A 25420-nucleotide genomic window follows, 5' to 3' on the forward strand; every position below is an offset into this window, starting at 1 on the left:
GCAAGCAGTCGCATTATGCGACCATCGGGTCCATGGCCCCGCGTCCCTCCCCACAGACCGAGCGGGTGGTGAACCTGTTCGAGCACCTGGCGGGCGACGGGAGCCGGGGGATGAGCCTGGCCGAGGTGTCGCGGCACTTGAACGTGCACAAGGCCAGCTGCCACTCGATGCTGTCCGAACTGCTCCGGGCCGGTTGGCTGCTGCGCGACCCGGTCCGCAAGACCTACCACCTCGGTCCCGCCCTGGTCCGCCTCGGCCACGAGGCGGCGGGCCGCTACCCGGCGCTCGTGCTGGCCCGCTCCGCGATGGCCGAGCTGTCGGCCGCGACGGGCGCGCACTGCGTCGCGTTCTCGGTGAGCGACGACCACTCCACCGTCGTCGATCAGGTCCGAAGCCCGCGCGGCGGCGGTCACCCGATGCCCGTCGGCACCCAGTTCCCGCACCGCCCGCCGTATGGGGCGTCGATCGTCGCCTGGGCCGGGCCGGAGGCTCGGGAGCGCTGGCTGGCCGCCCTGCCCGGGGACGCGCGCGATCGCTACCGCCGCGCCATCGCCGCGGCCAAGCGGCGCGGCTACGCGGTCGGCCTGCACATCCTGCCGGACCTGCGCCTGCGGGAACTGGCGCAGGTCGTGCGCAGCGCCGAGGTGCGTTCCAGCCGGCTGAGCCGGCTTGCGCAGGAGTTGACCGACGAGCTGATCCACACCGAGGAGTGGTTCCCGATCAGCCTGGCCCCCGACCGCAGCTACGAGGTGAGCCACATCGACTCCCCGATCCTGGAGCCGGGGTCGGGCATCGCCCTGATGCTCAGCCTGGTTCCCAGCGCCGAGCCGATGAGCGGCGCGGCGGTCACCCGGCTGGGTACGCAGCTCGCTGCTGCGACCCGCCGGCTCGGCGCCGCCCTGGCCGAGGAGTCCGGTTAGCGCCGTTCGGGAGCCAGCCGCTTGAGGGCCAGGCCCCCCTCGAACGGCCGGTAGCCGAAAGCCGCCGGGGAGCGATAGCCGGTGTCCTCGACGGGAGTGGCCACCTCCGCGACGGTGGGCCCGATCTTGGCGGCCACCGGCACCAGCGCGTCGAGGTCGAATCGGTAGAGACGACCGGCGTTGCCGCCCAGGATCTTTCGGCAGGTGTCCTCCGGCCGGTCGTGCAGGGCCCAGCGAATGGCCAGCTTGGAGTGAGGCGCAAATCCCTCCTCGTGGGGGTAGTCGCTGCCCCACATGATGTGGTCGGCCCCCATGAAGTCGATCATCGCCGACTCGTAGGGCATCAATTCGCTTGCCAGATAACAGTTCCGCTTGGCGTACTCGCTCGGGCTGAGGGTCAGCGCGTCGACCGACGATCCACCGAACATGCCGTAGGTGCGGTTGTGGGCCTCGGATTTCATGGTGGGCACCATGGCGTCGAGCACCGCCAGTTGCTCCTGCACCCACATCGTGCCCTGCTCGGTCGGCACGAACCGCAGCGTCGGATACCGCTCGAACACGCCGGCCAGGATCAGGTGCCCGAGCGTGCGCTGGGCCCACAGCGCCATCTCGGTGATCAGCACCGCGTTGGACGCCGGCTGGTCCATCGGCATCTCGGGGCTGCCGGCGCCCGCGTGCTGCACCACCGTGAGGTCCAGCTCGGCGCACAGCGCCCAGATCGGTTCATAGCGGGTGTGAAAGAGCGGGGCCACGTGCGGGTCGCCGGGCGAGACCGCCGGAATGAGCACGCCACCAAAGCAGTCCTGCTGCGCGCCCCAGCGGATTTCCTCCAGCGCCAGCTCGACGTCGTTGGGAAAGATCTGGATCAGCCCGCGCCGCCGGGCCGGCGCCAGCGAACAGAAGTCGATCTGCCACCGGTTGTGGGCCTGCACACCGGCCCAACGCTTTTCGAAGTCCTCGCGGGTGCGGGGCAGGCTGATGGTGATGTTCGGGGTGGTCGGGAAGAACGGCGGCACCGTGTTGGGCAGCAGCACCTCGGCGGCCACGCCGTCGGCGTCCATCTCGGCGATGCGAAGCTCGTGGTCCCAGTTCCGGTTGGCGGTGGCGACGATCAGGTCGTCGAACGGGCTGGCGTAGGCCTTGGCCCACGCATCGAACTCGTCGTGCAGCCGCGCCGGCAGATACGGTTTGTACCCGTAGAGATCCGCCCCGGCGTGCGTATCCGTCGAGATGACGACATAGCGATCCAACGTGTCCCAGGTTGTGGTCATCGCACCCTCCAATGAGTAGGTCGAGTATAGGAGCAAGGGACCGGCGTCAAACCCTCGACGGCGAACAGCCTGTCGGAATCCGGTGGGACCATGGTTCGCATGGAGGAGGTTTTTGATTTACCCGACGGCCGGAAGGTGGTGATCACCCAGCGGGCGCTAGAGAACTTCGAAGATCACGATGACTGCCCGTTCTGCCTGGGCCGCGCCGCCGCGCATCGAGGTGACGGGGAGAATTCCAACCCGTTCCCCGAGGTCGACTTCCCACCCGGCTCGATGGAGCGGTACGAAGACGACCACTGGCTGTGGATGATGGGCCACTCCCTCGGTTCCACGGAGCCGGGCGGACTTCTGTGGTTCGAGCAGCCGAACCGTGGTCATGACACATAGGGCGCGAGTGCTTACCCGGGGAGGGACGCGAAGACGGTCGGCCGGCTGGCGATTTCGATTTGCTGTGGCTGATACCTTGGCAGGGTGAGCACGGTATATCGCAGGGCCCGGGACTCGGTGGAGACACCGCAGCCCCTGTCCGTCCTCACCCGGGGGTAGCGGGCAGGGGCCTTAGTCCCCGGAGGCTCTGCCTTGTCCCGCACCGATGCTCATAGTCCCTTTTGGGTTCAACTCGCCCGCGGCGATCTTGCCGCTGAAGCGCAACACGCATCCGATCACTCCATCTGCGATCTTCCTGAGCGGCCTCCCGCCAAATGGGGCGGTTGGCTGCCAAAGACCAAGTGCCACTGGACACTCCATTACACCGGCACCAATGTCTGCTCCTGCTCGATGTGCCATGCCGGACCGCAGCACCGTCAGGAAAACCGCAATCAGCGACATCGCGACCGCATGGCCCTGCACGCCGCACTTGGTCGCTGGCGCAGCGGCGACGACGCAGCTTTCGATGAACTCGCTCCACCGTCGCGCGTGTACTACTGGTAGCGCCGGCCCCCTGACCTGGCGCGATCTTTCGCGCACCTGGCGCACGAAGTAGCGTACCGACATGAGGGTTCTCCTCGTCGAGGACGAGGCACGATTGTCGGCGACGCTGTCTTTGGGACTGAAGGCCGAGGGCTTCGTCGTGACCGCCGTCCACACGGGCGTAGACGCCCTACGCGAGGCGGTCGAGAACAGCTTCGACGTAGTGGTTCTCGACATCATGCTCCCCGGGCACAGCGGATATGAGGTGCTGCGCCGGATGCGGGAACGGGAGGTGTGGACACCGGTGCTCATGCTCACGGCCAAGGATGGTGAGTACGACGAGACCGACGCGTTCGATCTCGGAGCCGATGACTATCTGACGAAACCGTTTTCGTTTCGCGTACTGGTGGCGCGTCTGCGTGCGTTGGTGCGTCGCGGCGCGCCCGAGCGGCCGGTGGTGCTGACCGCCGGATCGCTATCCCTGGACCCCTCTCGGCACCTGGTGCAACGCGGGCCGACGCAGATCTCGCTGACGCCGCGCGAGTTCGGGCTGCTGGAGTTTCTCATGCGCAACAAGGAGGCCGTGCTGACGAAGGCCGAGATATTGCGCAACGTGTGGGACGCCCACTACCAGGGACCGGACAATGTCGTCGAGGTGTACGTGGGATATCTGCGCCGCAAGATCGATGTTCCCTTCGGTACCAACACTATTGAGACGGTTCGAGGTGTCGGCTACCGGTTGGTTTGTTGAGGCAACATCACGATCACGGCGGTTCCACCGCCCGGGCGATCGTCAATGGTGACGGTGCCACCGTGCGCGGCGACGATCTCGGCGACGATCGCCAAGCCCAGGCCGGTTCCCCCGCCGCTGCGCGCGCGGTCGGAGTCCAGGCGCACGAACCGTTCGAAGACCCAAGCCCGGTCGGCCGGCGCGATGCCTGGCCCGTCGTCGCTGACGGTGAGGATGACGTTGCCGTCTCGGCTGCCGACGTCGACGTCGACACGCGATTTCGCGTGATACACAGCGTTATCCACGAGATTGCGAATCACCCGCGAGACCGCCGCCGGATCGCCGACCAAACTCGTCGGCGAGATTGCGGTGTGAATTGCGCAGCCATCGCGCCGTACCCGTGCAGCCTCCGCTTCGACGAGGTCGCCGAGCGGCACCTGCTCTTTGCGCATCGCCAGGCTTTGCTCGTCGGCGCGGGCCAGCAGGAGTAGATCCTCGATCAGTGCCCGCATGCGGTGCGCCTCCGGAAGCAGGGTGTCGATCGCCAATTCCGAATCGAGCAATTCGGGATGCGCCTCGGCGACTTCCAAACCGGAGATGATGGTGGCCAGCGGGCTGCGCAGTTCGTGAGAGGCGTCGCCGAGGAACCGCTGTTGCGCGCGGTGGCCCGATTCCAGGCGCGCCAGCATTTCGTTCATGGTGACCGCCAGGGCCGAAATCTCGTCACGACTGGCGGGCACGGGCACCCGATCGGCCAGGTCGGAGGTCGAGATCTCGGCCACCCTGCTGCGGATGGCGTCGACCGATTGCAGCGACCGGCGAACCAGCCTGTAGGTGGCGGTTGCGGCCACCCCGACGACGATCGGGGCGCCGCCGGCCAGCAGCAGCGCAACGATCCGCGCGGTCGCCTCGGCCGCCTCGCTTCCTCCGCCGACGAGCACCGTGTACTCGCCGAATGCCGTGTTGACCCGCTGACCGGCGACACGCATGTCGTCGTTGGGCACCGCATCGTCCGATATGCCGCGGCGCAGGCTGAAGCCGAACTCCGTGGTGGGTAGCAGCGGCGTCGCGGGCGCGGTCCCGGACCGCTGCACCACTTTGCCGTCGGCGCCGATCACCTGGATGGCGACCACGCGCTGGTTGGTGGTCAACAGCGTGCTGTCGAGCTTGTCGGGCGGATCCGAGTGCAGGGCGTCGACAATGAAATGAACTCTGCCGGCGGCGGCGTCGTCGACGCCCGCCAACAACGACCGGTACAAGATCAGGTCCAAGCCCGCTCCCGCGATCGCAAGCGCAACCAGGACGACCACCGCCGAGACCGCGGCCGAGCGGGCCGGGATACCCCAGGTGGGCAGGCGCGCGACACGGGCAAACACCCCCATAGTCTGATTCTGCCGGGCTGAGAGTCAGCTGAGAACAGCGAAGCTCTCCGTCCCGCCCGCGGGAGGTCACCCCGCCGTTCTCAGCGGCCTCTCAGCGACCCGCCCATACCCTGGCGCTCCCAGGGATTGCCTGGCGCAGAGCCACTCAACGGCAATCCGGGTCGCGAGCAAGGGAGGGATGTTGAGCTCTCAGGTCGATACACGCCCCGAAAACACCGGGCGGATCGCCGAGCCGGGGGCCGGTGTTCTGAGCAAGCCACGGCTGCGCGGATGGATCCATCACTATTGCGCCTACGCGGCGCTCGCGGCCGGTTCGGTGTTGGTCGCGGTGTCGTGGGCTGTCGTGTCGACGCGGGCCGGGCAAGCAACGTTGGCCTACGCGCTGGCGATCGTCGCGATGTTCGCGGTCAGCGCGACCTATCACCGCGTCCACTGGGGTTCGGCGACCGCACGGACCTGGATGAGGCGGCTGGACCACTCGATGATCTTCGTCTTCATCGCCGGCACCTATACGCCGTTCGCCAGGCTGAGCATGCCGCCCCCGACAGGTCGCATGGTGCTGGCGATCGTGTGGGGCGGGGCGCTGGCCGGGATTGCGCTGACATTGTTCTGGCCCGGCGCCCCGCGCTGGCTGGGCGTGGCGCTCTATCTGCTGCTGGGTTGGGTAGCGGTTTGGTACGCGGAGACGATCGTGCACAACGTCGGTGCGGCCGCGGCGATATTGCTCGCGGTCGGCGGCGCACTCTACAGCCTCGGTGCGGTGTTCTACGGACTGCGCCGGCCCGATCCGTGGCCGGTGACGTTCGGTTATCACGAGATATTTCACGCGTGCACGGCGGTCGCGGCGATCTGCCAGTTCGTGGCGGTCTGCATCGCGGTGTTCTAACACAAGCCACCTTGATGCGGATCGCGTCCGTCGTCGCCCGCCAACTGCTGGATTGCAAGGCGCGTCCGATGGTAGAGGTCGAAATCACCACCGACACCGGCCATGTCGGCCGCGGCGCGTCGCCGACCGGTACGTCGGTCGGTGTGCACGAGGCGTTCGTGCTGCGTGACGGAGACCGGGCTGAATACGACGGGCTGAGCGTGCACCGCGCGGTCTCCGCCGTGGCCGACGAAATCGGTCCCGTTCTAATCGGCGCCGAACTCGACGACCCGCGGTCTCTGGACCGGGTCCTGATCGAATTCGACGGCACACCGGACAAGCACCGGCTCGGCGGAAACACGATTTACGCCACCTCTGTCGCGCTGCTGCGCGCGGCGTCCGCGGCGGCGGGCGTGCCCACGCACACCTATGTCCGCGCACTGCTGGGACGCGAGCCGCCGACCACCGTGCCGGTGCCGAGCTTCAACATGATCAACGGTGGCCGTTACGGAGACGTCTTCCAGACGTTCAACGAGTTCCTCGTGTTGCCCTATCGCGCCGACTCCATCGAGTCAGCGGTCGAGAAGGGGGTGCGTTTGTTCGGCGTGCTGGGCGAGGTGCTCACCAAACGGCTCGGCCGCGCGCCGCTGGTGGCGCCGTCGTACGGGTATGTCGCGCCGTCCGGCGACCCGCGTGTGGTCATGGCGGTGCTGGCCGAGGCCGTCGATCGCGCCGGCTGCGCCGACGTCATGGCGTTCGCCCTGGACTGTGCGTCCAGCGAGGTCTACGACAAGAGTTCTCGGACATACGCATTCGACGGCGGGCGAGTGAGCGCGGAGGCTCTGATCGACTATGCCCGCGGGCTGTCGGAGGAGTTCCCGCTGGTGTTCATCGAAGACCTGCTCGACGGGGATGACTGGGATGGGTTCACCAAGGCGGCGCACACCATCGGCCGTTCGATCATCCTCGGTGACGACCTGATCGTCACCAGCCGCGAACGCCTGGAACGTGCCGTCAGGTCCTCCGCGGTCGACGGGTTCATCATGAAGCCCAACCAGGTCGGCACCATCGCCGAGGCGCTGGACTGCTTCGAATACGCCGCAGCGAACGACATTTTGGCGATCCCGTCGGGGCGGTCCGGCGGTGTCCTCGACGACATCGTGATGGATCTGGCGGTGGGGTTGGGGGCACCGTTTCAGAAGAACGGCGCGCCGCGGTCCGGTGAGCGAATCGAGAAGCTCAACTTCCTGCTGCGCGCGGCCGAAGGCATCCCCAACTGCGCATTGGCGGACGTGCCGGCGTTGGTTCGGTTCTGAGCAAGAGCCAGCCGCTAGGCGCCCAGCACCAACGCGGCCAGGCAGACCGCCGACACGATCGAAAGTGCCACCCAGTCAACCAGTTTCGGCCGCGACGGGGCCGCCGAGATTTGACCGGCGCCGCCGCGGGCGGTGATCGCATCACCCATCTCGTCCGCGCGTCGCAGAGTCACGGTGATGACCGCGACAATCAGGTCGATCACGTCCGCCGCCAACCCCCTGAAGCGGGCCGTGCGGGTCCCCGCTCGTTGTTTGGGCCGCAACCGGCGAGCGGCGTGGAGCACCCGGAATTCGTCGATCAGCATCGGGAATGTGCGCAGCGCCAGCGCCAACGCGACCGACCACTCGTCGACGGGAATCCGCAGCCGCCGCAGGCGTCGTCCCAAAGTGGCCACCGCGGGTGCGATTTCGGCAATGTTGGTGGTCCAGGACACCAGTGCGCCCAGGCCGAGCAACACGATCGACAACGCTGTGAAGCGCAGGAAATCCAACAGTCCGCCGAGTCCGAGCGAGACCGTGCCCACCTGGATGTGCGGACCGCCGCCGGCCAGAGCCGCCGTGACGCCCACGATGGCCAGCAGGATCGGAAGCCAACGCGGTACGGACGGCAGCACGCCTCGGGGAATGTGTGCGACCCATGCCGTCGCCAGCATCAGCGCGGCCATCAGTCCGATCGGCACCCAGCCCGGGTTGAGCGTCAACAACAGCGAAATGCCGAAAACCGCAGTCAGTTTGGTGCCGGCCCACAGGTCGTGGATGGCGGAACGCCCGGGCACCGGGCGCAGCAGAACGACGGGGCGAGGTGGGCGGCGGGCCGGGCGCTTCGTCGGCGACGCCGTTTCCACGCTGTTTTTCCCGGCCGCGACCGGTGCCGGTGCCAGCATGCCCTCTCGCAAGTGCAGCGTGCGGGGGCAAAGCTCCTCCAGGCCGGCGAAGTCGTGGGAAATGACCACCACGGTCAGACCGGTGTCGCGGCGCCGATCCGCGAGCAGCCGCACCAGGCCGCGCTGGCTGGCCGCGTCCAGTCCCGCCAGCGGCTCGTCGAGGATCAACACGCGCGGCGACCGCGCCAGCAATCCGGCCAGGACCACTCGGCGCATCTGGCCGCCGCTGAGCTGGTCGATGCGCCGCTTCGCCAGTGCGGCGTCGAGTCCGACAGCCGCCAGTGCCGCGGTCACCCTGTCGTGATCGTCAGGCGAAAAGCCCGCCGCCGCAGCCACTTCCAGATCGACTCGACTGCGCATCAACTGCAGCCGGGCGGCCTGGAATTGGAGCGCGACCGCGCCGACCTGCTCGGCGGCGGGGCGGTCGTTGAGCAGACAGGTGCCGGTGGTGGGTGTCGTCAAGCCGGCCATGATCCAGGCCAGCGTCGACTTACCGGAGCCGTTGCCGCCGTGGATCAGCAGGCCGTCGCCCTCATGCACCACGAAACTGACGTCGCGGAGCGCGGCCTGCGCCCACGGGGTGCCACTGCCGTATTCGTGGCCGACACCTCTGAGTTCGAGCACCGGGGTGTCAGACCGAGTTACCATCGCGGCCGTCGGCGCGGGCGCGGCGGCGGTCTCGACCGTCGCGGTGTTGTCCAGCGAATCGCTGAGGTCGATCGTGCGGTCGGCGTATTCGGCCTCGTTGTCGTAGTGGGTGATGTGCACCAACGCGGTTTCGTGACGGTCGGTCAGACGCGACAGCACGGCGAGCAGTGCGTCCCGGCCCTGCTGGTCGACCATGCTGGTGACCTCGTCGGCGATGAGCAGCGCCGGCTCTCGCGCCAGCGCCGCGGCCACCGCCAGGCGCTGCAGTTCACCGCCGGACAGGCCGCCGGTGTCGCGCCCGCCGAGGCCGGCCAGCCCGACCTCACCGAGCAACCCGTCGACGTCGGTGGTCTTGCCGGGCGGCAATCCCCAGACCACATCGTCGGCGACCCGCGTGCCCAGCACCTGGCTTTCCGGGTGCTGCATGACGACGGCAGTCCCACCGGGCTGACCGAGACCCACCGCGCCGGGGCGTTCGACGGTGCCCGAGGTCGGTCCGCGGCCGGCCAGGATCAGCATCAAAGTGGTTTTCCCCGAGCCATTGGCACCGGTGACCGCCACGTGGTCGCCCGCCCGCAGGTCCAGGCTGACCGGGCGCAGCGCGTCGCGATCGCGGTGCGGGTAACGGAGGCGCACCTCATCGAGCCGCACCGGGACCGGCGCGATCGGCCCGGTGCCGACCGGCGCATCCAATTTGTGCACGTCGGGAACGCCGCGCAGCCGGACCAGCACCCGCGACAAGACCAACCAACCGACCACCGAGGCGCCCATGATCCCGACGACGGCGGATCCGAGGACGAGCCACTGCCAGTAATGCAGCGCGGCGGCGAACAAACGCTTGATCTCCGCCGCGACCACCTGGAGGTGCGGCACGCGCGCCACGGCCATCGCGACTCCGTCCACCGTGGCGGTGATCGTGTGGAATGCCAGCTCCCGAAGCCGGACCAGGACGGTCAGCGCGATGACGACCGCGACACCGACGACAAGACCGGCGCCAATCGAAAACGCGATGACGGTCGGCGTGCCACGGCGGCGGCGTTTCACGATTCCGGCCAGGCCGCCGACGTAGGCACAGAGGGCGACCGCCCCGAACCCGCTCAGACCGACCACCAGGAAGCCGATCACACTCGCGGCGACGGTCGCGGTGATCAGAACGCGAATCCGGTAGCGATAGGCCACCAGCCCCATCGGCGCGGTGCCCAGCAGTCCGAGCCCACCCGCGTGGGGAAGGATCACCGCGACGATCGCTATCGCCGCGCACAGGGCACCCATCACCGAGGCGTGCGCCAGTTCGCCGGGCAGGAGCGCCCGGCTGCGTCCGCTCATCGTTCGCGTGTCGCAGTCGTCGGCGTCATTCCGAACATGCGCCGAAACCGATTGCCCCGTCATCTAATCAAGACCTCGGCGCGGGCCACCCGGTGGGCGAAATGATTTGCTGTAAACATGGCAGCGCCAGCGTATGGACGGGCCGCTGAGAAGCCGCTGAGAAGGCCTATTGAACGATTTGTACCGTGGGGCAGCACTATGTTGATATCGCGATGCTGCGAAGGTGCTCGTCCTCTCCGCCCAGCGCGTACCTGAATCCGCTGCCTCTGAGGCTACATTCGGCACCTAGTTGAGTGGAGCCGCCGGGAATCGAAACCAAGGCTCTACCGCGGTTTGCCAGTTCGTTCCGCGCACCGTCCAGGCGCGTTACCGTCCAAACAAAATGCCTGCTGAACTGTCGATTCGTTCCGCCTCAGCCCCGATTCAGGTCCCTCCCGTTTGGCGCGGTTTGTTTATGGCGTCGACGACGCGGTCAACGAGTCGAACAAAGCCTGCCCTAACATTTCACCCGCTTGGGTTCCAGTACTCTGGTCCGTGCACTTCGAGGATGCCATCGTGGGCAATACGGAAATACTTTTCGATCCGGTCTCTCACCCACTCAAGTCTTTGAGTAGTGGTCGGAAATTCGGCTGGGATCTTGTCCTTCATAATCTCTTCGCGTGGAATGCCTTTTCTTATGGCAAACATAACAATATATTGCCACTTGCCATAGCGATCGGAAGGACCAAACACGTTTGGGGCGTCAAGCGGGGCGATCATACAATTGATCGAAGCTTCCCGAGGTGAGTCATATATTTGGATCTTGCAATCCCTCGAACGGAAGTATACGACAGAGCTTTTCGGCCCGCCTTCAGTCACATCACTGTCGTACGCATCCATCTGAAAGCCAAGACTCGTCAGGAGAGGCTCGACAATTGACCGAACTTCAATCAGGAATTCCTCTGTCATTTCCCCCCATCCGCAATACGCACCCACGAGTTCCCAACTTGCTGATAGCCATACAATGCCGCATTGCTCTTTAAGAACGCTATCTCTCTAGCCGAGAAAGAATCCGGATCCACGACTAAGACGTCGTCCACGGAAGAAAATTTGCCGAGTAGTTCGTAGTCGATCCGAGGTATTCCGCTCTCCATTCGACTTCGGAGGAACTGTTCGTTGACTTGCCACGCAAGTCCTTCGGATTGAGGATGGCTTAGCCCATGGGTCATGGCCTCCCAGGCTGGGTCGCCGGTATCGAAGTAGATGCCGCCGTGCCCTCTGCCTTCGCCGATATAGCCGCCGTCCTGGCCACCGAACTTGCCCAACACAACTCGGTCTGGGTTTTCGCCGACGTAGTGGGTCGACATGTCAGCGAGTTGTCGCGTGAGTCCTGACGTGGGCCCTCCGGGCGCGAACGCGTAATTGAGATCCGCCGCCGCCCCATCTGCCCACGGGTTGTAGGTCGGAGGGTGATCGAAGCCAATCGGTACATGGGGTGAAACCGCCGGACCTGTGTCGAGCACACCGGGGCCGATGTCGCCCAGGCCTGCCTTAACGGCAGCTCCCTCCCCGCCGAACAGCAGCCCGGGCAGAGTCGTGGCAGCGTCGGAGGCTTTGCCGCCGAGATAGTAGGCCGCGCTCGGTGAGTCCCACGCGTTCTTGACTTCCCCGGCCACCGCGCCGATCGGGTTTTGGGTCGTCTCGACGGTGCCCTGGAGCAACTTCGACCACGACTCGAGGACGCCGGGCGCTCCAGGTCCTCCTTGTCCGAGAAGGTTCTTGATCCCCTGTTCGGTCGCCAACCAACGGTCGCCGAAACCTTCGCCAAATCCCGGTGGCGGCGGGGGCGGAGGTTCAGGGGGAATGTAATGGGGCCCGCCGGTAGCGACCCATTGCTGGGCTTGCTGCAAGTAATCGTTTAGTTGTGCCTCGATCTGATCGGGCGGCAGACCGTCCCTACTCAGCATTCCGCGGATGATCGCCTTGGCGTTCTCCAATTCCGCGGGCTTAGGCGGAGGCGGCAGTGCGCCAGGAACAACCGGCTGTTGAAGCCGTCTCAGCAGGTCGAGCGGACCGCCGGGTGGAGGTTGATCCCCAGCGCCGGGGAGATCATTCTTGCCGGTCGGCAGCAAGAGGTCCTCAAGCGACGGCGGCTTGCCCCCGGCCGCGGGAGCCCGCGGGCCCTTCGGCGGAGCGCCACCGGGCTCAGAATCTGCGGCGCCACCGGGCAGCATCATGTCCTGCCACGTCTTCGGCTTGCCCTCCGGCGCGGGCTTCGGTGGGCCTTGCGGCGGCGCGGCATCGCCTGGCTGGGCACCCGCGGCATCGAGCGGCACGTCAGCAACGGACGCGCCGACCGCGGTGGCGAGCTCGTGGTCGGCGTTGTGGGCATGCACCTTGCAGGCATTGAGTTCGCCCTGCAATATCTGCAATTCGTTGGCGAGGTCGATTCGATTCGTGCCAATCCCCTTGGGGCCGACGTCGATTCGCCAGTCCGGCGTGATGGACCAGCCGTTAGCCTGAGCGGCCCGTTCGATGTCATCCAGCTCGCGCTTGCACGCGCTCACGTCCGCCTCGGCGTGCGACACCGCCGCGGCCACCCGCTGGGATTCCGCACCGTCCGCAGCAATGTCGCGGCGAATCTTGCCCACGTCGGCGCGAAAAGCATCCCCTGCTTCCCCTTGCCATTCGGCGAGGACGTTGTGGGCCTGCTGCAGGCTGTCCCCCAAGCGCTGCAATGTGTTAGCGCGTCCGCTGGCGGTCTCGAACACCGAGTGGATCGCGTTGAGATCCCAGCGCTTGACGTCAGCAGGAGTCAGGAGTCCCACCCGCTACGCCCCTATTCCCGCACCGACCTGAGCGCCTGGGCCGATGTGTCCTCGTTCGAGACGAAGTTGACCATCGCGTCGGCCACGTGGATGCCCAAACCGCCCACCTGGAGCTTGTGTCGGTCGTGCCGGGCCTCCCACCGCGCCGCGAGCTCGGTCAACGCGAGTTGAGAGGAACCGACCCATGTCGGCGCAGCCTCAGCCAGCCCGTCCTCATGGCTGACGAACTCCGCCGCGGCCTCGCCGACGCCGTTGAGGATGTGGTTGCTCCCGACGTGCAGCGCGATGGGATCTACCTGCAACTCATCGGCCACGACGGCGCCCTTATCTGTCGGCGATACTGCGCAGTGAAGCTTAGCCCGTTCGGTAAGGCCACGCCCCTCACCTCACCTAGGCGCACGGCCGGCGTCATCGGTTTCTTTGGTCCTCCGGCTTGCATCTATGCATCACCGGATCCGAGAGGCCGGCGCCCCGCTTATCGATGGCGATCACGCGCCGGAAGGAGCCGAGCCGCGAGTAGAAGTGGGCGACGACGACTCCTCCCACATGAGATCGAGGTGCGAGAAGAAGCCGGGGGCGACGAGGTCGGGCCCCGCTCCGGTCACCGAGAACGCGAGGTTCAGCCCGCCGCTCTTGAAATAGCGGATTTCCGGCGCCCTGCTCCCGACGTCCATGGTCGAACCTTACGCACTGGCTGCCGCGCGGAGCGTCAAGAGTCCTGCGTGGTGGGTGGGTCTACCGCTCGGCGGCGGAATTCGCTCCCCGGTCTTGCCGGTTTGTAGGCTTCGGGACATGCCGTTCGATAACGGTGACGTCTTCGCTGGCTACACCATTCAGCGCCTGCTCGGCACCGGTGGTATGGGTGAGGTCTACCTCGCCCAGCATCCTCGGCTGCCTCGTCAGGACGCGCTGAAGATCCTGTCGGTTGCCGCGACGGCCGATGAGGAGTTCCGGGCGAGATTCAACCGCGAAGCCGAATTGGCAGCGACGCTATGGCACCCACACATCGTCGGCGTTCTGGACCGCGGTGAGTTCAACGGCCGGCTGTGGATCTCGATGAACTACGTTGACGGCACCGATGCGGGTCGACTGGTTCGGGAGCGTTATCCGCGCGGCATGCCGGAGGAAGATGTCGCGGAAATCGTGACGGCGGTGGCCGATGCGCTGGACTTCGGCCATGATCGCCGTCTGCTTCATCGGGACGTCAAGCCCGAGAACATCCTCGTGACCGCGGCCGACGGCCACCGGCGCAGGGTGCTGCTAACCGACTTCGGCATCGCTCGCAGAATCGACGACGTCAGCAACCTGACCGAAGCCAACGTCGCCATAGGGACCATCAACTACGTGGCCCCCGAGCAACTCCTGGGCAAGCCGCTCGACGGCCGAGCGGATCAGTATGCGCTGGCCGCCACGACCTTTTACCTATTGACCGGCGCCCCACCTTTTCACGACTCAAATCGTGCTGTCGTACTCAGCCGTCATCTCAGTGCGCCGCCACCGCGGATATCGGAGCGCCGACCCGATCTCGCGCACCTGGACGCCGTGCTGGCAAGGGCGCTGGCCAAGGACCCGAACGAGCGATACCCGAGTTGCGCCGACTTTGCTCGAGCCCTCACGCAGCAGGATGCCCGCCGGGACGCCGCCGCACCGCATCCGGATGAACGCCCGCCCACGCAGCGTCTCGAGCGTCTGGTCCTCAACGGGACGGTACGCGGCGTCGAGCAAAGGGCGGTCGGTGCGCAAAACCAGGTCGGGATCCTGTCGTTCCAGGTGGTCCCATATGAGCCACTGGATGACCGGCATACTCTTGTTCCGGTCGAAATGCCAACCGATCTCGTAGGGCCGGGTCAGCTCGCGGACGGCGACGAGGTCGAAGTCAGCGGCGCCTGGGACGGCGACACCCTCGACGCCGACAAGATCATCAACTTTTCAGTCGAACCTCCCCCGAAACGACGCCGGCCCCGACTCCGCGCCGAATCGCCGCGAGACAAGGAACGGAAAGGCAGAAAGGTCCGGATCGCCGCGGTCGCCGCCGCCGTCGCCGCGATCCTGTTGACCGCGGCGGCGGTTCTGTACCTCACCGACGGCTTCGGTCGCTGGACTCGCCCCGGACCAATGGTCAAGCCGGTGAGCGCGACGGTCTTTTCACCCGACGGTGCCCCCGACAACCCGCAGAACGCCAATTTGGCCATCGACGGCAACCCGAACACCGCGTGGTCCACCGTCACGTACAAGGATGCCGATCCGTTCCCGAAATTCATCCAAGGGATGGGACTGCTGCTGCACCTATCCCAACCGACCGCGCTGAGCAACGTGACGATCGACGTATCCAGCACGGGAACCCGGGTGCAGATCCGCTCGTCGCCCACCGACACCCCAACCAAGTTGGCCGACACCACCGAGCTGACCCCGAACACGCCGCTGCAGCCGGGGCACAACCGCATAGAAGTGCACAACCGGACCAAGACTTCCAATGTCCTGGTGTGGATCTCTACCTTGGGCACGACGGACGGCGAGAGCCGGACGGCAATCTCCGAAATCACCCTGCAGGCGGCCGCGTAAGGTTCGCCTTCCGACAGGCGATGTTGTCAGCCAGCGCTCTTCAGACCCGGCGCGCTCGTCGGAGTCGTCGAGGCAGTCGGACTCGTTGGGGTCGTCGGACTCGTTGGGGTCGTCGGACTCGTCGGGGTCGCGGAACTCGTCGGGGTCGCGGGGCTTGTAGGCCGCACAGGGCTCGTAGGACTTGTCGGGCTCGGAGGACTCGCGGGCGCGGGACTCGCAAGGCCGGGACCTTCGCCACACCAGTCCGCCACATCTTTCGGGTACTGCTCGAGCGGTGGAGGACAACGCTGCCCCGGCGGGAAGTTGGCGCCGGCGTTGAGCAGATCGCAGGGCACGTAGACCTGCTTGCCCGTGGGAGTGTTGGTCAGACACTTCGTCAGCGGCTCGCCATGGGCCTGGACGGGGATGACGGCCGCCACCACCACCGCGCCCAGCGCCCAGGCAAGACGGCGATAGGTCACGAGACCTCCTCTAACTGCGAAAGTTCTGCCTCCGCTACGAATTAAAGCCGGTCACCCCAGGCAGAATCCAACTCGCGTCTCTCGACGTAGTTGCGGCGCGTACCCAATTTATCGCTTTGAACAGCACTTTCTTGGTGGAGCTGCCGGGAATCGAACCCGGGTCCAACGGCATTCCCTCAAGGCTTCTCCGTGCGCAGTTCGCTATGCCTCTGCTCGGATCTCCCGGTCACGCGAACTAGCCGGGATGACGATCCCAGTCGCTGTGTATGTCCCGATGAGTCCCGCGACCGGACTCACCGGTGGATCCCTCTAGCTGACGCCAGGCTCCGGGCCGAGGGCGTTCCCGGGCTGACGGACTAGCTGTCGCTTAGGCAGCGAGAGCGTAGTCGCGCTGATGTGAATCGGCGCTTATATATTTGCAGCGACGCTTACGGTGGTCTCTTGCCTGCACCGGCACGCTTCCCTTGATTCGATGCGCGATGTCGAAACCTTTCAGCCCCATGTCTATCGCTCATCCCCGCCGACCTTCGGCAGGACTATCAATGGTACGCCGCTGTCAACCAGCGGCAACGCAATTATGTTCCCCGCCGGGCTGCGGTCAGATCACGAAGTTCAGGTGCTCGACGACCCGGGCGGCCAGGTCCTCGTCGCCGCCGAGCTCGATGTCCTGGCTGCGCGCGGGGCTCATCGGGCGCCCGCCGGAAAGCCTGGTGAACTGCAGCCCGTCCATCCGGATGGTCGCGGTGGGCTCTTGGCCGCCGAAGTCGTCGACCACCTGCGCGCGACCGTCGACGCTGACGCGGATGTCGCGGGTCACCGAGCCGGTCAGCTCGAACAGGATGCGCGACCCGTCGGGCGCCTTGGCGAGTTTGCCCACCACGTAGCCCATGCTGGCCGCGACCTCGTCGAGGGACAGTTGCGACGGGGCCCCGCCGAGCTCGTCGTCGGACGACGGCCGCGACAGGGCCTGGCGCATGTCCTGCTCGTGCATCCAGCAGTCGAACACCCGCACCCGCATGAACCGGCCGTAACTCTCCGGGCCCACGGGCGTCGCCGTGACCGCGTTCCACTCGTCGTCGGACAGCCCGGTCAGGGCGGCGCGGCGATCCCGGGTGATCGCGCGGAACCGCTCCAGGACGGCGGCCCCGGGTTCACCGCTGAGGTGACGCACCCAGCACTCGTTCATGGCTCCGATGCCGTTGCGCACGTGGTCGAGCGCGGAGACGTCGACGTCGGGTTCCGGGGGCGCGATGCCGGCCAGGAACGACTCGGTGCCGACGATGTGCGACACCAGGGCCTTGACGTCCCAGCCCGGCAGCGGGCTGGCCGCCCGCCAGTCCGTCTCGGACAGCCCGTCGAGCAGCCCGTCGATGTCGTCCCATACGGCGAAAAGGCCGGACAGGACGTCGGATTTGTCAAGCTGGGTGATGGGGCGGTCGGCCATGGACGGATCGTAGGCCGACTACCTGCCGATGAAGGAGCCAACCCGGAAAAGCACGATGCCGCTGATCGCCAGCATCCCGCCGACGGCAATAAACGCACCGGGCCACGGAAAGATGGTGACCCACGTGCCCGCGACGACCGCCATCACCGCATGAACGAGTCGCAGCGTGACAAAGAACTGCTGCCGCAGCACCGATGCCAGGACTTGACGAGGAATAACCCGTCCCAATCGTACGAGCACGGCGATCAGCGCCGCGGTTACGAGCGCGGCTAGCACTCGAATAGTGGCAGTCGAGCGCCCTTCGTCGTACAGCACGGCGGCGAAGGCGACGAGAACACTGAGAATCGTCGCCGCCACCGTCACGAATCTGAGGACCCTTCGCAGGACGACCCCGATATTCCTGCGAGCGAGCTCCCCCAGAGTCGGGTCGATGCCCGCCGCAGCGAGAAAGCCCCGCAGGGCGTGCTGGAACCTGCCGCGTCGCATCCGGTTGACGGCCATATTGTTGAGCGCCTCGGCATTCCCCGGGTCCAAGGCCAACGCCTGCCGATACGCCGCATCCGATTCCCCTATCCTGCCCAGGTCGTTCAGGATGGAGCCGCGCAGGATCAGTGTGTCGACACTCGTTGGATCAAGCCGAAGCGCCTTATCCACTGCAAGTAGGGCCGAGGCGTATTGGCGTGACTTCTGCAGCAGTTGCGCGTAAAGGCGGTGTGCCAGCGGCGCATTCGGATGCGCGAGCACAGTCCGCCATGCCATCCACAAGCCTTCGTAACCGCGACCCAGGCCATCGAGCGATAGCGCATACATGCGCATGGCCATCTCGTACTGCGGAGCCACCGACAAGGCGGCACATGCACTCGCCGCGGCGCTGGGATAGTTCTCGAGCATGTATTCGGCGCGGGCGTGGTGCGTCAACAGAGTCGGATCGTTTGGGTGCTGCGACAACGCTTGCCGCAGCACATCGCGGGCGCGCCCGTAGTTGTTGGTGTCGATATACGCGTCGGCGACGTGAACGGCTTGGTCCCTGCGGTCGAGGCCGGGGTCCGGCATCACCGAATTTTCCGGCGCCGCAGGTACTTCGCCAGTTCGTCGTACGTGCCATCGTTGTTGGCGAATTCGACAATGTTGCGGGCGGTGTCGAACCATGGCCCCGTGCTAGGCCGTATCTGTGAGGCGGCGGCGTTGACGTCGGCCATGGTCACCGGGCGAACCTGCCCGGCGCGCATGGAGTCGGCCATCGCCAATTGCGTTGCGCTGTCGCAGATGTGGGCAAGGTCGGCGCCGGAAAAGCCCTCGGTTCGGCTCGCGATCGTCGCAAGGTCGATTCCCGCCACCGGTCGATCCCTCAAGTGAAAGCGGGCAATGCCGACCCTGGCTTCCGCGTCGGGCAGAGGGACAAAAACCATCCGGTCAAATCGTCCCGGCCGCCGCAACGCGGGATCGACGTCCCACGGGGCGTTGGTCGCGCCGAGCACATAAACGCCGTCGTTGGTGGAAGTGGCCGAGTCCATTTCCTCCAGCAGGGTATTGACTACCGTGCGCAGACCCGAGACACCGGACAACCCGGACCGCCGGTGCCCTAGCGCATCGACCTCGTCGAAGAACAGCACGCAGGGGGCGTTGCGCCGGGCTGTCTCGAAGATCGAGTGGACGCTGCGCTCGGACTCGCCGAGCCAACTGTGCAGCACTTCGGCGATTCCCACCTGGTAAAAATTTGCGCCCATCTCGCCGGAGATGGCCTTCGCGATGTATGTCTTGCCGCAGCCGGGTGGCCCATAGAGCAGCAGCCCCCCGCGCGCCGAGATCTTATAGGCCTTCATCAGCTCGGGATTGCGGATCGGACCGAGCAGCGAGAGTTCGATCTGTTGCTTGACGTCGGCCATGCCCGCAACGTCGGCCAGCCGCACCCGGCTGCGCTCGAGCACGTCGAAGTCGCCCTCGTCGACGGCATCGGCGGGCGCGTCAACAAAGGCGGGCTCGATAATGTCCGCGACTTCCCTCTCTGCGCTGCGCCAGTCGAAGCTGTCTTTGGGAGCGGCCGTCTCAGCAGGTGCCCCCGCCAACGCCGCGCTGCACCGCTGCAAAAGGCTCAGCGCGGTCGCGTTGCCAGCATCGCGGGTCAGCGCCGCGCTGCAGTGGCCCAGCGCCTCCGCATGGCGCCCTCTGTCCGCCAGCAGGCCGGCCAGGTGCAGCCGCAGCTCCACCACGTCGGGGCTGCGTTCCACCGCGTCGGACAACTCCCGGATCACCGGGTCCTCGGTGTCAAACGCCCCCAATGCCATCTCCCGTCACGACGTCCGTTGCTGTCGGGATCATGGTAAAGCGGTACAGCGCGGACCGGGATTCAGCTCGCGGCGATCATCGCCACGGAGCCCATGGCCATCACCATGCCAACCCCCTGGCAGCGATTCACCCGCTCGCGCAGCACCACCATCGCCAGCACCACCGTCGCCGCCGGATACAGCGAGATCAAGATGCTGGCCAGCGAGAGCAGCCAGGTGTGCAGCGCGAGCAGCATGGTGACGTTGGCGCAGATGTCCAGCAGGGCCACGCCGAGTGCCAGCTTCAGCGGCCTCCCGCGCGGCAGCGCCAGGTTGTTGCTGAGCGCAGACATCACGAATATCACCGCGGTCGCGGACACCCGGGCGAACAGCAGGGGCCAGAGCTTGCAGGCGTGCGGCGCCTGATGCAGGAACACCAGGTTCAGCCCCATCGCCGAGCCCGCGACGATCGTGAGCCAGGCCACCTTCGGGGTGAACCGATACGGCGTGCCGCCCTTGACGACGGTCTCGCGGCTGACCAGCATGACCGCGACCAGGGCCAGCGCGACGCCGAGCGAGGCCGCCTGGCCGGGCCGCTCCCCCAGTGCCACGCCGACCGCGACGGGCACCGCGGCGTTGAGCACGGCCGCCAGCGGAGAGACCACCGAGATCGGCCCGGCCCCCAGCGCGGCGAAGAACGCCCACATGCCGAACGCCATGCCGATCCCGTACAGGCCGCCCCACAGCAGCGCGCCGGACTGGATCGGGCCGCCGACGGCGATGGCGAGCACACCCAGGATCACTGTCTCGATCGGATAGGCCACGAGCATCACTCGCAGCGCGGCCACCCGTCGAGCGGCTACGCCGCCCACAAAATCGCTGACGCCGTACGTGACGGCCGACAGCTGGGCGTAAGCCGCCCCGATCAGTTCATGCCCTTGGCTCGCCGCCCCAGTACGCGATGCACTTCACGTTGCGCATCGCGGCGGGCCATGTCCTGCCGTTTGTCGTAGGCGCGCTTGCCGCGGGCAAGCGCCAGCTCAACCTTGACCTTTCCTTCGGAGAAATACAGAGACAGAGGCACGAGGGCGAGGTTACCATCCCGTATCTTGCCGACCAGTCTGTCGATTTGTTGCCTATGTAACAACAACTTTCGATTGCGGCGCGGGTCATGGTTGGTCCAGCTACCGTGCTGATACTCCGGAATGTGCAAGTTGCGCAACCAAACTTCGCCGTCGTCGACAGTTGCGAACGCGTCGGCCAAGGAGGCGTGGCCCTCCCGCAGGCTCTTCACCTCGGTGCCCTGCAAAGCCACTCCGGCCTCGAAAAGTTCGACAATCGAATAATTGTGCCGCGCTTTGCGATTGGTGGCCACGATTCGTTTGCTGTCGCGCTTGCCGCCCGCGGCCCGGTCCCGGCCCGAATTTTTGGCCACAGCTACTACCGCCGCACGTAGAGCCGCAATGTCGCATAGGCGGTCAGACCGGCCATCGACACGCCGAGCAATAACAGAATCGGCGAGATGTAAAGGATGTCGGCGTAGTCGACGCGCGCGATCAAATTGGCTTGGTAGAACTGGTTTAGCGCGTTGTCCAGGAAGAACGCCCGCACCACGATCAAGCCGAGGATCGCGATGCCCACGCCGACGGCCGCGGCGACCATCGCCTCCACCAGGAAGGGCAGCTGGGTATACCAGCGGCTGGCCCCGACCAGTCGCATGATCCCGATCTCGGTGCGCCGCGTGTACGCCGCGACCTGAACCATGTTGGCAATCAACAAAATTGCGCCGACGGCCTGGACCAGCGCCACGGCGAAGGCGGCGTTGCTCAAGCCGTCCAGCACCGCGAACAGCCGGTCGATCAGATCCTTCTGGTTGAGCACCGAGAGCACACCGGGCTGGCCCTGCATCGCGGAGTCGAAATCCTTGTGCTGCTCGGGGTTTTCCAGCTTGACGATGAACGACGCCGGGAAGGAATCCTTTCCGGCGACGTCCTTGTACTGCGGGAACTTCCGGATGGCGTCGTCGTAGGCGTCCTGGCGGTTGAGGAATCGCACCGACTTGACGTCCTGTCGCTTCTCGATCAGCGCGCGCAGCGCCTTGCACGGGTCGGTGCCGCACGCCGGATCGTTGGCGGAGACGTCCTCGGTGAGGAAGACCTGGGTTTCGACGCGGTCGAGGTAGATGGCGCGCGAGTGGTCGGCCAGCAGGACCACCAGCAGGCCGCCGCCGAACAGGCCGATCGAGATCGCGGTCGTCAGGATCATCGCGACCGTCATGGTGACGTTGCGACGAAGGCCGGTCAGGACCTCGTTGAGCAGGAAACCGAAGCGCACTTAGCGATCCATCCCGTAGATGCCGCGCTGTTCGTCGCGAACCAGCCTGCCTAAAGACAGCTCCACGACCCGCTGCCGCATCGAGTCGACGATGTGGTGGTCGTGCGTCGCCATCAGCACCGTCGTGCCGGTGCGGTTGATCCGCTCCAACAAATCCATGATGTCCTTGCTGGTGTCCGGGTCGAGGTTGCCGGTGGGCTCGTCGGCCAGCAGCACCAGCGGGCGGTTGACGAACGCGCGGGCGATCGCGACCCGCTGCTGCTCGCCGCCGGACAGCTCGTGCGGCAGCCGGTTGGCCTTGCCGGACAGGCCGACCGTCTCGAGCACGTCGGGCACCACCCGATTGATCGCGTCCCTGCGTTTGCCGATGACTTCCAGCGCGAAGGCGACGTTCTCGAACACCGTCTTTTGCTGGAGCAGCCGGAAATCCTGGAACACGCAGCCGAGCACCTGCCGCAGCTTCGGCACGTGCCGGCCCGGCAGCTTGTTGACGTGGAACTTCGACACCCGGATGTCGCCGGTGTTCGGCGTCTCCTCGGCCAGCAGCAGCCGCATGAACGTCGATTTGCCCGAGCCGGAGGGGCCGATCAGGAAGACGAATTCACCCTTGTCGATCTTGACGTTGATGTCATCCAGCGCCGGACGGGCCGACGCTTTGTACTTCTTGCTGACATGGTCCAGGGTGATCATCACGGCACGCCAGTGTAGCGGTGAATTTCGCTGGCCCGGACGATCAGCTGGCGGGTGGCGTCGTCGCGGGCGCCGGGCCGGGCCCCGGCTGAGGTTGCTGCGGCGTGGGCGACGCGGTAGTGCTCGGCGGGCAGAACGGCGGCGGCAGCAAACACGGCGGCGGCAGCACGAACGGCGGCGGCGTGGTCGTGGTCACCGGTGGCGGTGGCGGGGGTGGCGGGGTGGTCGTGGTCGGCGTGACCGTGACGGTTGCCGGCGGCTGCTGCACCCTGCTGCGCGGCACCCAGGTGTAGTTGGGGTCGGGCACGAAGCCCGGCGGCACCACCTGCGGCGCCGCCGGCTTGGGCGGCGGTTCGGGGCGGTAGGTGTCGTAGAGCCACCACATGGCGAGGAACGCCACGATCAACACCACGGTCGAGGTGCGGACCCGGCCCCCGAACAGGTGGCTCAGCGGACGACGCTGCTTCTCGTCGTCGTCGCCCTTCTCGAAGATATTGAAGGTCAGCTTCACCGCTGGCGCACCCGATCCGGGTCCTCGTCGTCGGCCTCGGCGACCTCGGCGGGCGGCATGGCGGCGTCGTCGACGACACCGACCGTCGCGTCGGCCGAGGTGACGATCCCGACGCGGGCGAGCGCCCGGATGACCAGCACCCGCAACTGCCGGCCCGCCTCGAACTGCTTGCCGGGCAGCGTGCGGGCCACCAGTCGCAACGTGACGGTGTCGAGCTGGATGCTCTCCACACCCATCACCGTGGGCTCATCCAGCAGCAACGCGCCCAACACCGGGTTGTCCATCGCCCGCTCGCATTCCTGGTGCAAGACCTCGTTCACCCGGTTGAGGTCGGCGTTGGTCGACACGGGGATGTCCACGACCGCGCGCGCCCAGTCCTTGGACAGGTTCACGGCCTTGACGATCTGGCCGTTGGGAATGGTCAGCACCTCGCCGTCCGGCGAGCGCAGCCGGGTCACCCGCAATGTCACGTTCTCGACGGTGCCGCTGGCCTCGGTCGCGGAGACGATGGTGAGGGTGACCAGGTCACCGAAGCCGTACTGCTTCTCGACGATGATGAAGAACCCGGCGAGCAGGTCCCTGACCACCTGCTGAGCCCCGAAACCCAGCGCCGCGCCCAGCACCGTGGCCGGCGCGATCAGCCCGCCCACCGAGAACTGCAGCACGCTGGCGATCTGCAGGATGACCCAGATCGCGATGATCACCACCGAAACCCACTGGATCACCGACGCGACGGCCTGGCGGTGCTTGGTCGCCTCCGAGCGCACCAGCGCGTCGCTTTCGGCGAAGCCCACGTCGAGCTGGCGGGTCACCTGTTGGGCCACCCAGCTGACGAAGCGGGCGGCCAGCACCGCCGCGATCAGCAGCATGGCAATCCGCAGACCGCGGGTGATGATCCAGTCGCCGATGTCGCCGCGCCAAAAGTCGTGCCAGCGCTGCCCCATCGATGCGGCAAGAACAGTGGTGTTAGTCGTCATCTTTTCGGTTGCGCCACCGGATCCCCGCTTCCAGGAACCCGTCGATGTCTCCGTCCAGGACGGCCGCCGGATTGCCCACCTCGTACTCGGTTCGCAGATCCTTGACCATCTGATACGGGTGCAGCACGTAGGAGCGCATCTGGTTGCCCCACGAACTGCCGCCCTCGCCCTTCAACGCGTCAAGCTCGGCGCGTTCTTCTGATCGCTTGCGCTCCAACAACTTTGCTTGGAGTACCCGCATTGCCGAGACTTTGTTCTGCAATTGCGACTTTTCGTTCTGACAAGTCACGACGATACCCGTTGGGATGTGGGTTAAACGAACCGCGGAGTCGGTGGTGTTCACCGATTGGCCGCCGGGCCCGCTGGAGCGGTAAACATCAACGCGCACATCGCCTTCCGGAATGTCGATGTGATCGGTGGTTTCGACCACCGGAAGCACCTCGACTTCGGCGAACGACGTCTGACGGCGGCTCTGGTTGTCGAACGGGCTGATCCGCACCAGCCGGTGGGTGCCCTGCTCGCTTGCCAGGGTGCCGTAGGCGAACGGCGCGTGCACCGCGAACGTCGCGCTCTTGATCCCGGCCTCTTCGGCGTAGGAGGTGTCGAACACCTCGACGGGATACTTGTGCTGCTCGGCCCAGCGGACGTACATCCGCATCAGCATCTCGGCCCAGTCGGCGGCGTCCACCCCGCCGGCGCCGGAACGGATGGTGACCAGCGCCTCGCGCTCGTCGTACTCGCCCGAAAGCAGGGTGCGCACCTCGGTGGCCTCGATGTCGGCGCGCAGCGCCTTGAGCTCGGCGTCGGCCTCGGCCAGCGTCTCGGCCCCGTCTTCTTCCTCGGCCGCGAGCTCGTAGAGCACCGGCAGGTCGTCGAGGCGGCGCCGCAGCTCCTCGATCCGGCGCAGCTCCCCCTGCGTGTGGGAAAGCTCACTCGTCACCCGCTGGGCGCGGGCCTGGTCGTCCCACAGCTTCGGGTCGGACGCCTCGTGCTCGAGCTTCTCGATGCGGCCGCGCAGACCGTCGATATCGAGCACCCGCTCCACCGTGGTCAGCGTGGAGTCGAGGGCCGCGATGTCGGCTTGACGGTCGGGTTCCACAACCGCCCACGTTACCGGCG

General features: G+C 66.4%; 24 protein-coding genes, 1 other RNA gene and 1 pseudogene. 7 read left to right on the forward strand and 19 right to left on the reverse strand.

The features are described 5' to 3' along the window. The first annotated feature begins 32 nt into the window (after window positions 1-32). Window positions 33-920, forward strand: a complete 888-nt coding sequence (locus AC5Y6X_RS21305) for an IclR family transcriptional regulator (RefSeq protein ID WP_499988975.1) — start codon at window positions 33-35, stop codon at window positions 918-920. Here the strand turns inward: AC5Y6X_RS21305 and AC5Y6X_RS21310 are convergent. Beyond that, window positions 917-2191, reverse strand: a complete 1275-nt coding sequence (locus tag AC5Y6X_RS21310) for an amidohydrolase family protein (protein ID WP_499988977.1) — start codon at window positions 2189-2191, stop codon at window positions 917-919. The two genes, AC5Y6X_RS21305 and AC5Y6X_RS21310, sit on opposite strands and share 4 nt — an antisense overlap. 99 nt (window positions 2192-2290) lie before the next feature. Here AC5Y6X_RS21310 and AC5Y6X_RS21315 point away from each other — a divergent pair, with 99 nt between their 5' ends. The 3 genes from AC5Y6X_RS21315 to AC5Y6X_RS21325 all read left to right on the forward strand — a co-directional run bounded on the left by AC5Y6X_RS21315 (window position 2291) and on the right by AC5Y6X_RS21325 (window position 3851). Next, window positions 2291-2578, forward strand: a complete 288-nt coding sequence (locus AC5Y6X_RS21315; RefSeq protein ID WP_499988979.1) for a hypothetical protein — start codon at window positions 2291-2293, stop codon at window positions 2576-2578. 192 nt (window positions 2579-2770) lie between these two features. Beyond that, window positions 2771-3121, forward strand: coding sequence for a hypothetical protein (locus tag AC5Y6X_RS21320; RefSeq protein ID WP_499988981.1), 351 nt, complete (start codon window positions 2771-2773; stop codon window positions 3119-3121). A gap of 61 nt (window positions 3122-3182) precedes the next feature. After that, the gene (locus AC5Y6X_RS21325) at window positions 3183-3851 is read left to right on the forward strand and encodes a response regulator transcription factor (RefSeq protein WP_499988983.1); all 669 of its coding nucleotides are present in this window, start codon (window positions 3183-3185) and stop codon (window positions 3849-3851) included. Here the strand turns inward: AC5Y6X_RS21325 and AC5Y6X_RS21330 are convergent. Further along, on the reverse strand, window positions 3833-5212 hold the full coding sequence (locus AC5Y6X_RS21330; protein WP_499988985.1) for a sensor histidine kinase: 1380 nt from the start codon (window positions 5210-5212) through the stop codon (window positions 3833-3835). The genes AC5Y6X_RS21325 and AC5Y6X_RS21330 overlap by 19 nt on opposite strands. A 178-nt stretch (window positions 5213-5390) precedes the next feature. Here AC5Y6X_RS21330 and trhA point away from each other — a divergent pair, with 178 nt between their 5' ends. Both trhA and eno read left to right on the forward strand, forming a co-directional pair. Next, entirely contained in the window at window positions 5391-6098 is a 708-nt protein-coding gene (gene trhA / locus AC5Y6X_RS21335; RefSeq protein ID WP_499988987.1) for a PAQR family membrane homeostasis protein TrhA, read from the forward strand. Between the two features lie 11 nt (window positions 6099-6109). Next, entirely contained in the window at window positions 6110-7393 is a 1284-nt protein-coding gene (gene eno / locus AC5Y6X_RS21340) for a phosphopyruvate hydratase (RefSeq protein ID WP_499988989.1), read from the forward strand. A gap of 14 nt (window positions 7394-7407) precedes the next feature. On the opposite strand, the gene AC5Y6X_RS21345 is transcribed toward eno, so the two are convergent. The 6 genes and pseudogenes from AC5Y6X_RS21345 to AC5Y6X_RS21370 form a co-directional block, all read right to left on the reverse strand. Continuing rightward, window positions 7408-9120, reverse strand: coding sequence for a CbiQ family ECF transporter T component (locus tag AC5Y6X_RS21345; RefSeq protein ID WP_499989397.1), 1713 nt, complete (start codon window positions 9118-9120; stop codon window positions 7408-7410). A gap of 12 nt (window positions 9121-9132) precedes the next feature. Further along, window positions 9133-10314 (reverse strand): annotated as a pseudogene (locus tag AC5Y6X_RS21350) (ATP-binding cassette domain-containing protein); the annotation flags it as partial. A 441-nt stretch (window positions 10315-10755) separates the two neighbouring features. Next, complete coding sequence (locus AC5Y6X_RS21355; RefSeq protein WP_499988991.1) at window positions 10756-11199, reverse strand: hypothetical protein; 444 nt, start codon at window positions 11197-11199, stop codon at window positions 10756-10758. Next, the gene (locus tag AC5Y6X_RS21360; protein WP_499988992.1) at window positions 11196-13058 is read right to left on the reverse strand and encodes a hypothetical protein; all 1863 of its coding nucleotides are present in this window, start codon (window positions 13056-13058) and stop codon (window positions 11196-11198) included. Before AC5Y6X_RS21360 ends, AC5Y6X_RS21355 begins: the two co-directional genes overlap by 4 nt. Before the next feature lie 11 nt (window positions 13059-13069). Then, window positions 13070-13372 carry an RNA 2'-phosphotransferase gene (locus AC5Y6X_RS21365; protein ID WP_499988995.1) on the reverse strand — a complete coding sequence of 101 codons (303 nt, stop codon included), beginning with the start codon at window positions 13370-13372 and terminating at the stop codon, window positions 13070-13072. 174 nt (window positions 13373-13546) lie between these two features. Beyond that, window positions 13547-13732: a hypothetical protein gene (locus tag AC5Y6X_RS21370; protein ID WP_499988997.1), complete on the reverse strand. Its 186-nt coding sequence runs from the start codon at window positions 13730-13732 to the stop codon at window positions 13547-13549. Window positions 13733-13850: 118 nt separating this feature from the next. Between AC5Y6X_RS21370 and AC5Y6X_RS21375 the strand changes: the two genes are divergently transcribed. Beyond that, window positions 13851-15620 (forward strand): serine/threonine-protein kinase, encoded by a 1770-nt coding sequence (locus AC5Y6X_RS21375; protein WP_499988999.1) that lies wholly within the window; start codon window positions 13851-13853, stop codon window positions 15618-15620. 593 nt (window positions 15621-16213) lie between these two features. Here AC5Y6X_RS21375 and ssrA read toward each other — a convergent pair. From ssrA to prfB, 11 genes are all read right to left on the reverse strand, one after another. Continuing rightward, window positions 16214-16581, reverse strand: a transfer-messenger RNA (tmRNA) gene (gene ssrA, locus AC5Y6X_RS21380). A gap of 98 nt (window positions 16582-16679) precedes the next feature. Further along, complete coding sequence (locus AC5Y6X_RS21385; RefSeq protein WP_499989000.1) at window positions 16680-17525, reverse strand: maleylpyruvate isomerase family mycothiol-dependent enzyme; 846 nt, start codon at window positions 17523-17525, stop codon at window positions 16680-16682. A gap of 18 nt (window positions 17526-17543) precedes the next feature. After that, a complete protein-coding gene (locus AC5Y6X_RS21390; protein ID WP_499989002.1) occupies window positions 17544-18578 on the reverse strand; it encodes a tetratricopeptide repeat protein in 1035 nt (344 codons plus the stop codon). Then, window positions 18578-19810, reverse strand: coding sequence for an AAA family ATPase (locus tag AC5Y6X_RS21395; RefSeq protein WP_499989004.1), 1233 nt, complete (start codon window positions 19808-19810; stop codon window positions 18578-18580). The genes AC5Y6X_RS21390 and AC5Y6X_RS21395 overlap by 1 nt, the downstream gene beginning before the upstream one ends. 62 nt (window positions 19811-19872) lie before the next feature. Beyond that, entirely contained in the window at window positions 19873-20718 is an 846-nt protein-coding gene (locus AC5Y6X_RS21400) for an EamA family transporter (RefSeq protein WP_499989398.1), read from the reverse strand. Beyond that, a complete protein-coding gene (gene smpB / locus AC5Y6X_RS21405; RefSeq protein ID WP_324678124.1) occupies window positions 20715-21224 on the reverse strand; it encodes an SsrA-binding protein SmpB in 510 nt (169 codons plus the stop codon). The genes AC5Y6X_RS21400 and smpB overlap by 4 nt, the downstream gene beginning before the upstream one ends. Before the next feature lie 5 nt (window positions 21225-21229). Then, on the reverse strand, window positions 21230-22123 hold the full coding sequence (gene ftsX / locus AC5Y6X_RS21410) for a permease-like cell division protein FtsX (protein WP_324678126.1): 894 nt from the start codon (window positions 22121-22123) through the stop codon (window positions 21230-21232). Beyond that, window positions 22124-22813, reverse strand: a complete 690-nt coding sequence (gene ftsE / locus AC5Y6X_RS21415) for a cell division ATP-binding protein FtsE (RefSeq protein WP_324678607.1) — start codon at window positions 22811-22813, stop codon at window positions 22124-22126. A gap of 43 nt (window positions 22814-22856) precedes the next feature. After that, window positions 22857-23324 carry an Rv3103c family proline-rich protein gene (locus AC5Y6X_RS21420; protein ID WP_499989006.1) on the reverse strand — a complete coding sequence of 156 codons (468 nt, stop codon included), beginning with the start codon at window positions 23322-23324 and terminating at the stop codon, window positions 22857-22859. Further along, window positions 23321-24301 carry a mechanosensitive ion channel family protein gene (locus AC5Y6X_RS21425; RefSeq protein ID WP_499989007.1) on the reverse strand — a complete coding sequence of 327 codons (981 nt, stop codon included), beginning with the start codon at window positions 24299-24301 and terminating at the stop codon, window positions 23321-23323. Before AC5Y6X_RS21425 ends, AC5Y6X_RS21420 begins: the two co-directional genes overlap by 4 nt. Next, window positions 24291-25400: a peptide chain release factor 2 gene (prfB, locus tag AC5Y6X_RS21430; RefSeq protein WP_499989009.1), complete on the reverse strand. Its 1110-nt coding sequence runs from the start codon at window positions 25398-25400 to the stop codon at window positions 24291-24293. The genes AC5Y6X_RS21425 and prfB overlap by 11 nt, the downstream gene beginning before the upstream one ends. Between the last annotated feature and the right edge of the window lie 20 nt (window positions 25401-25420).

The sequence above is a fragment of the Mycobacterium sp. NGS26 genome, assembly GCF_059813025.1.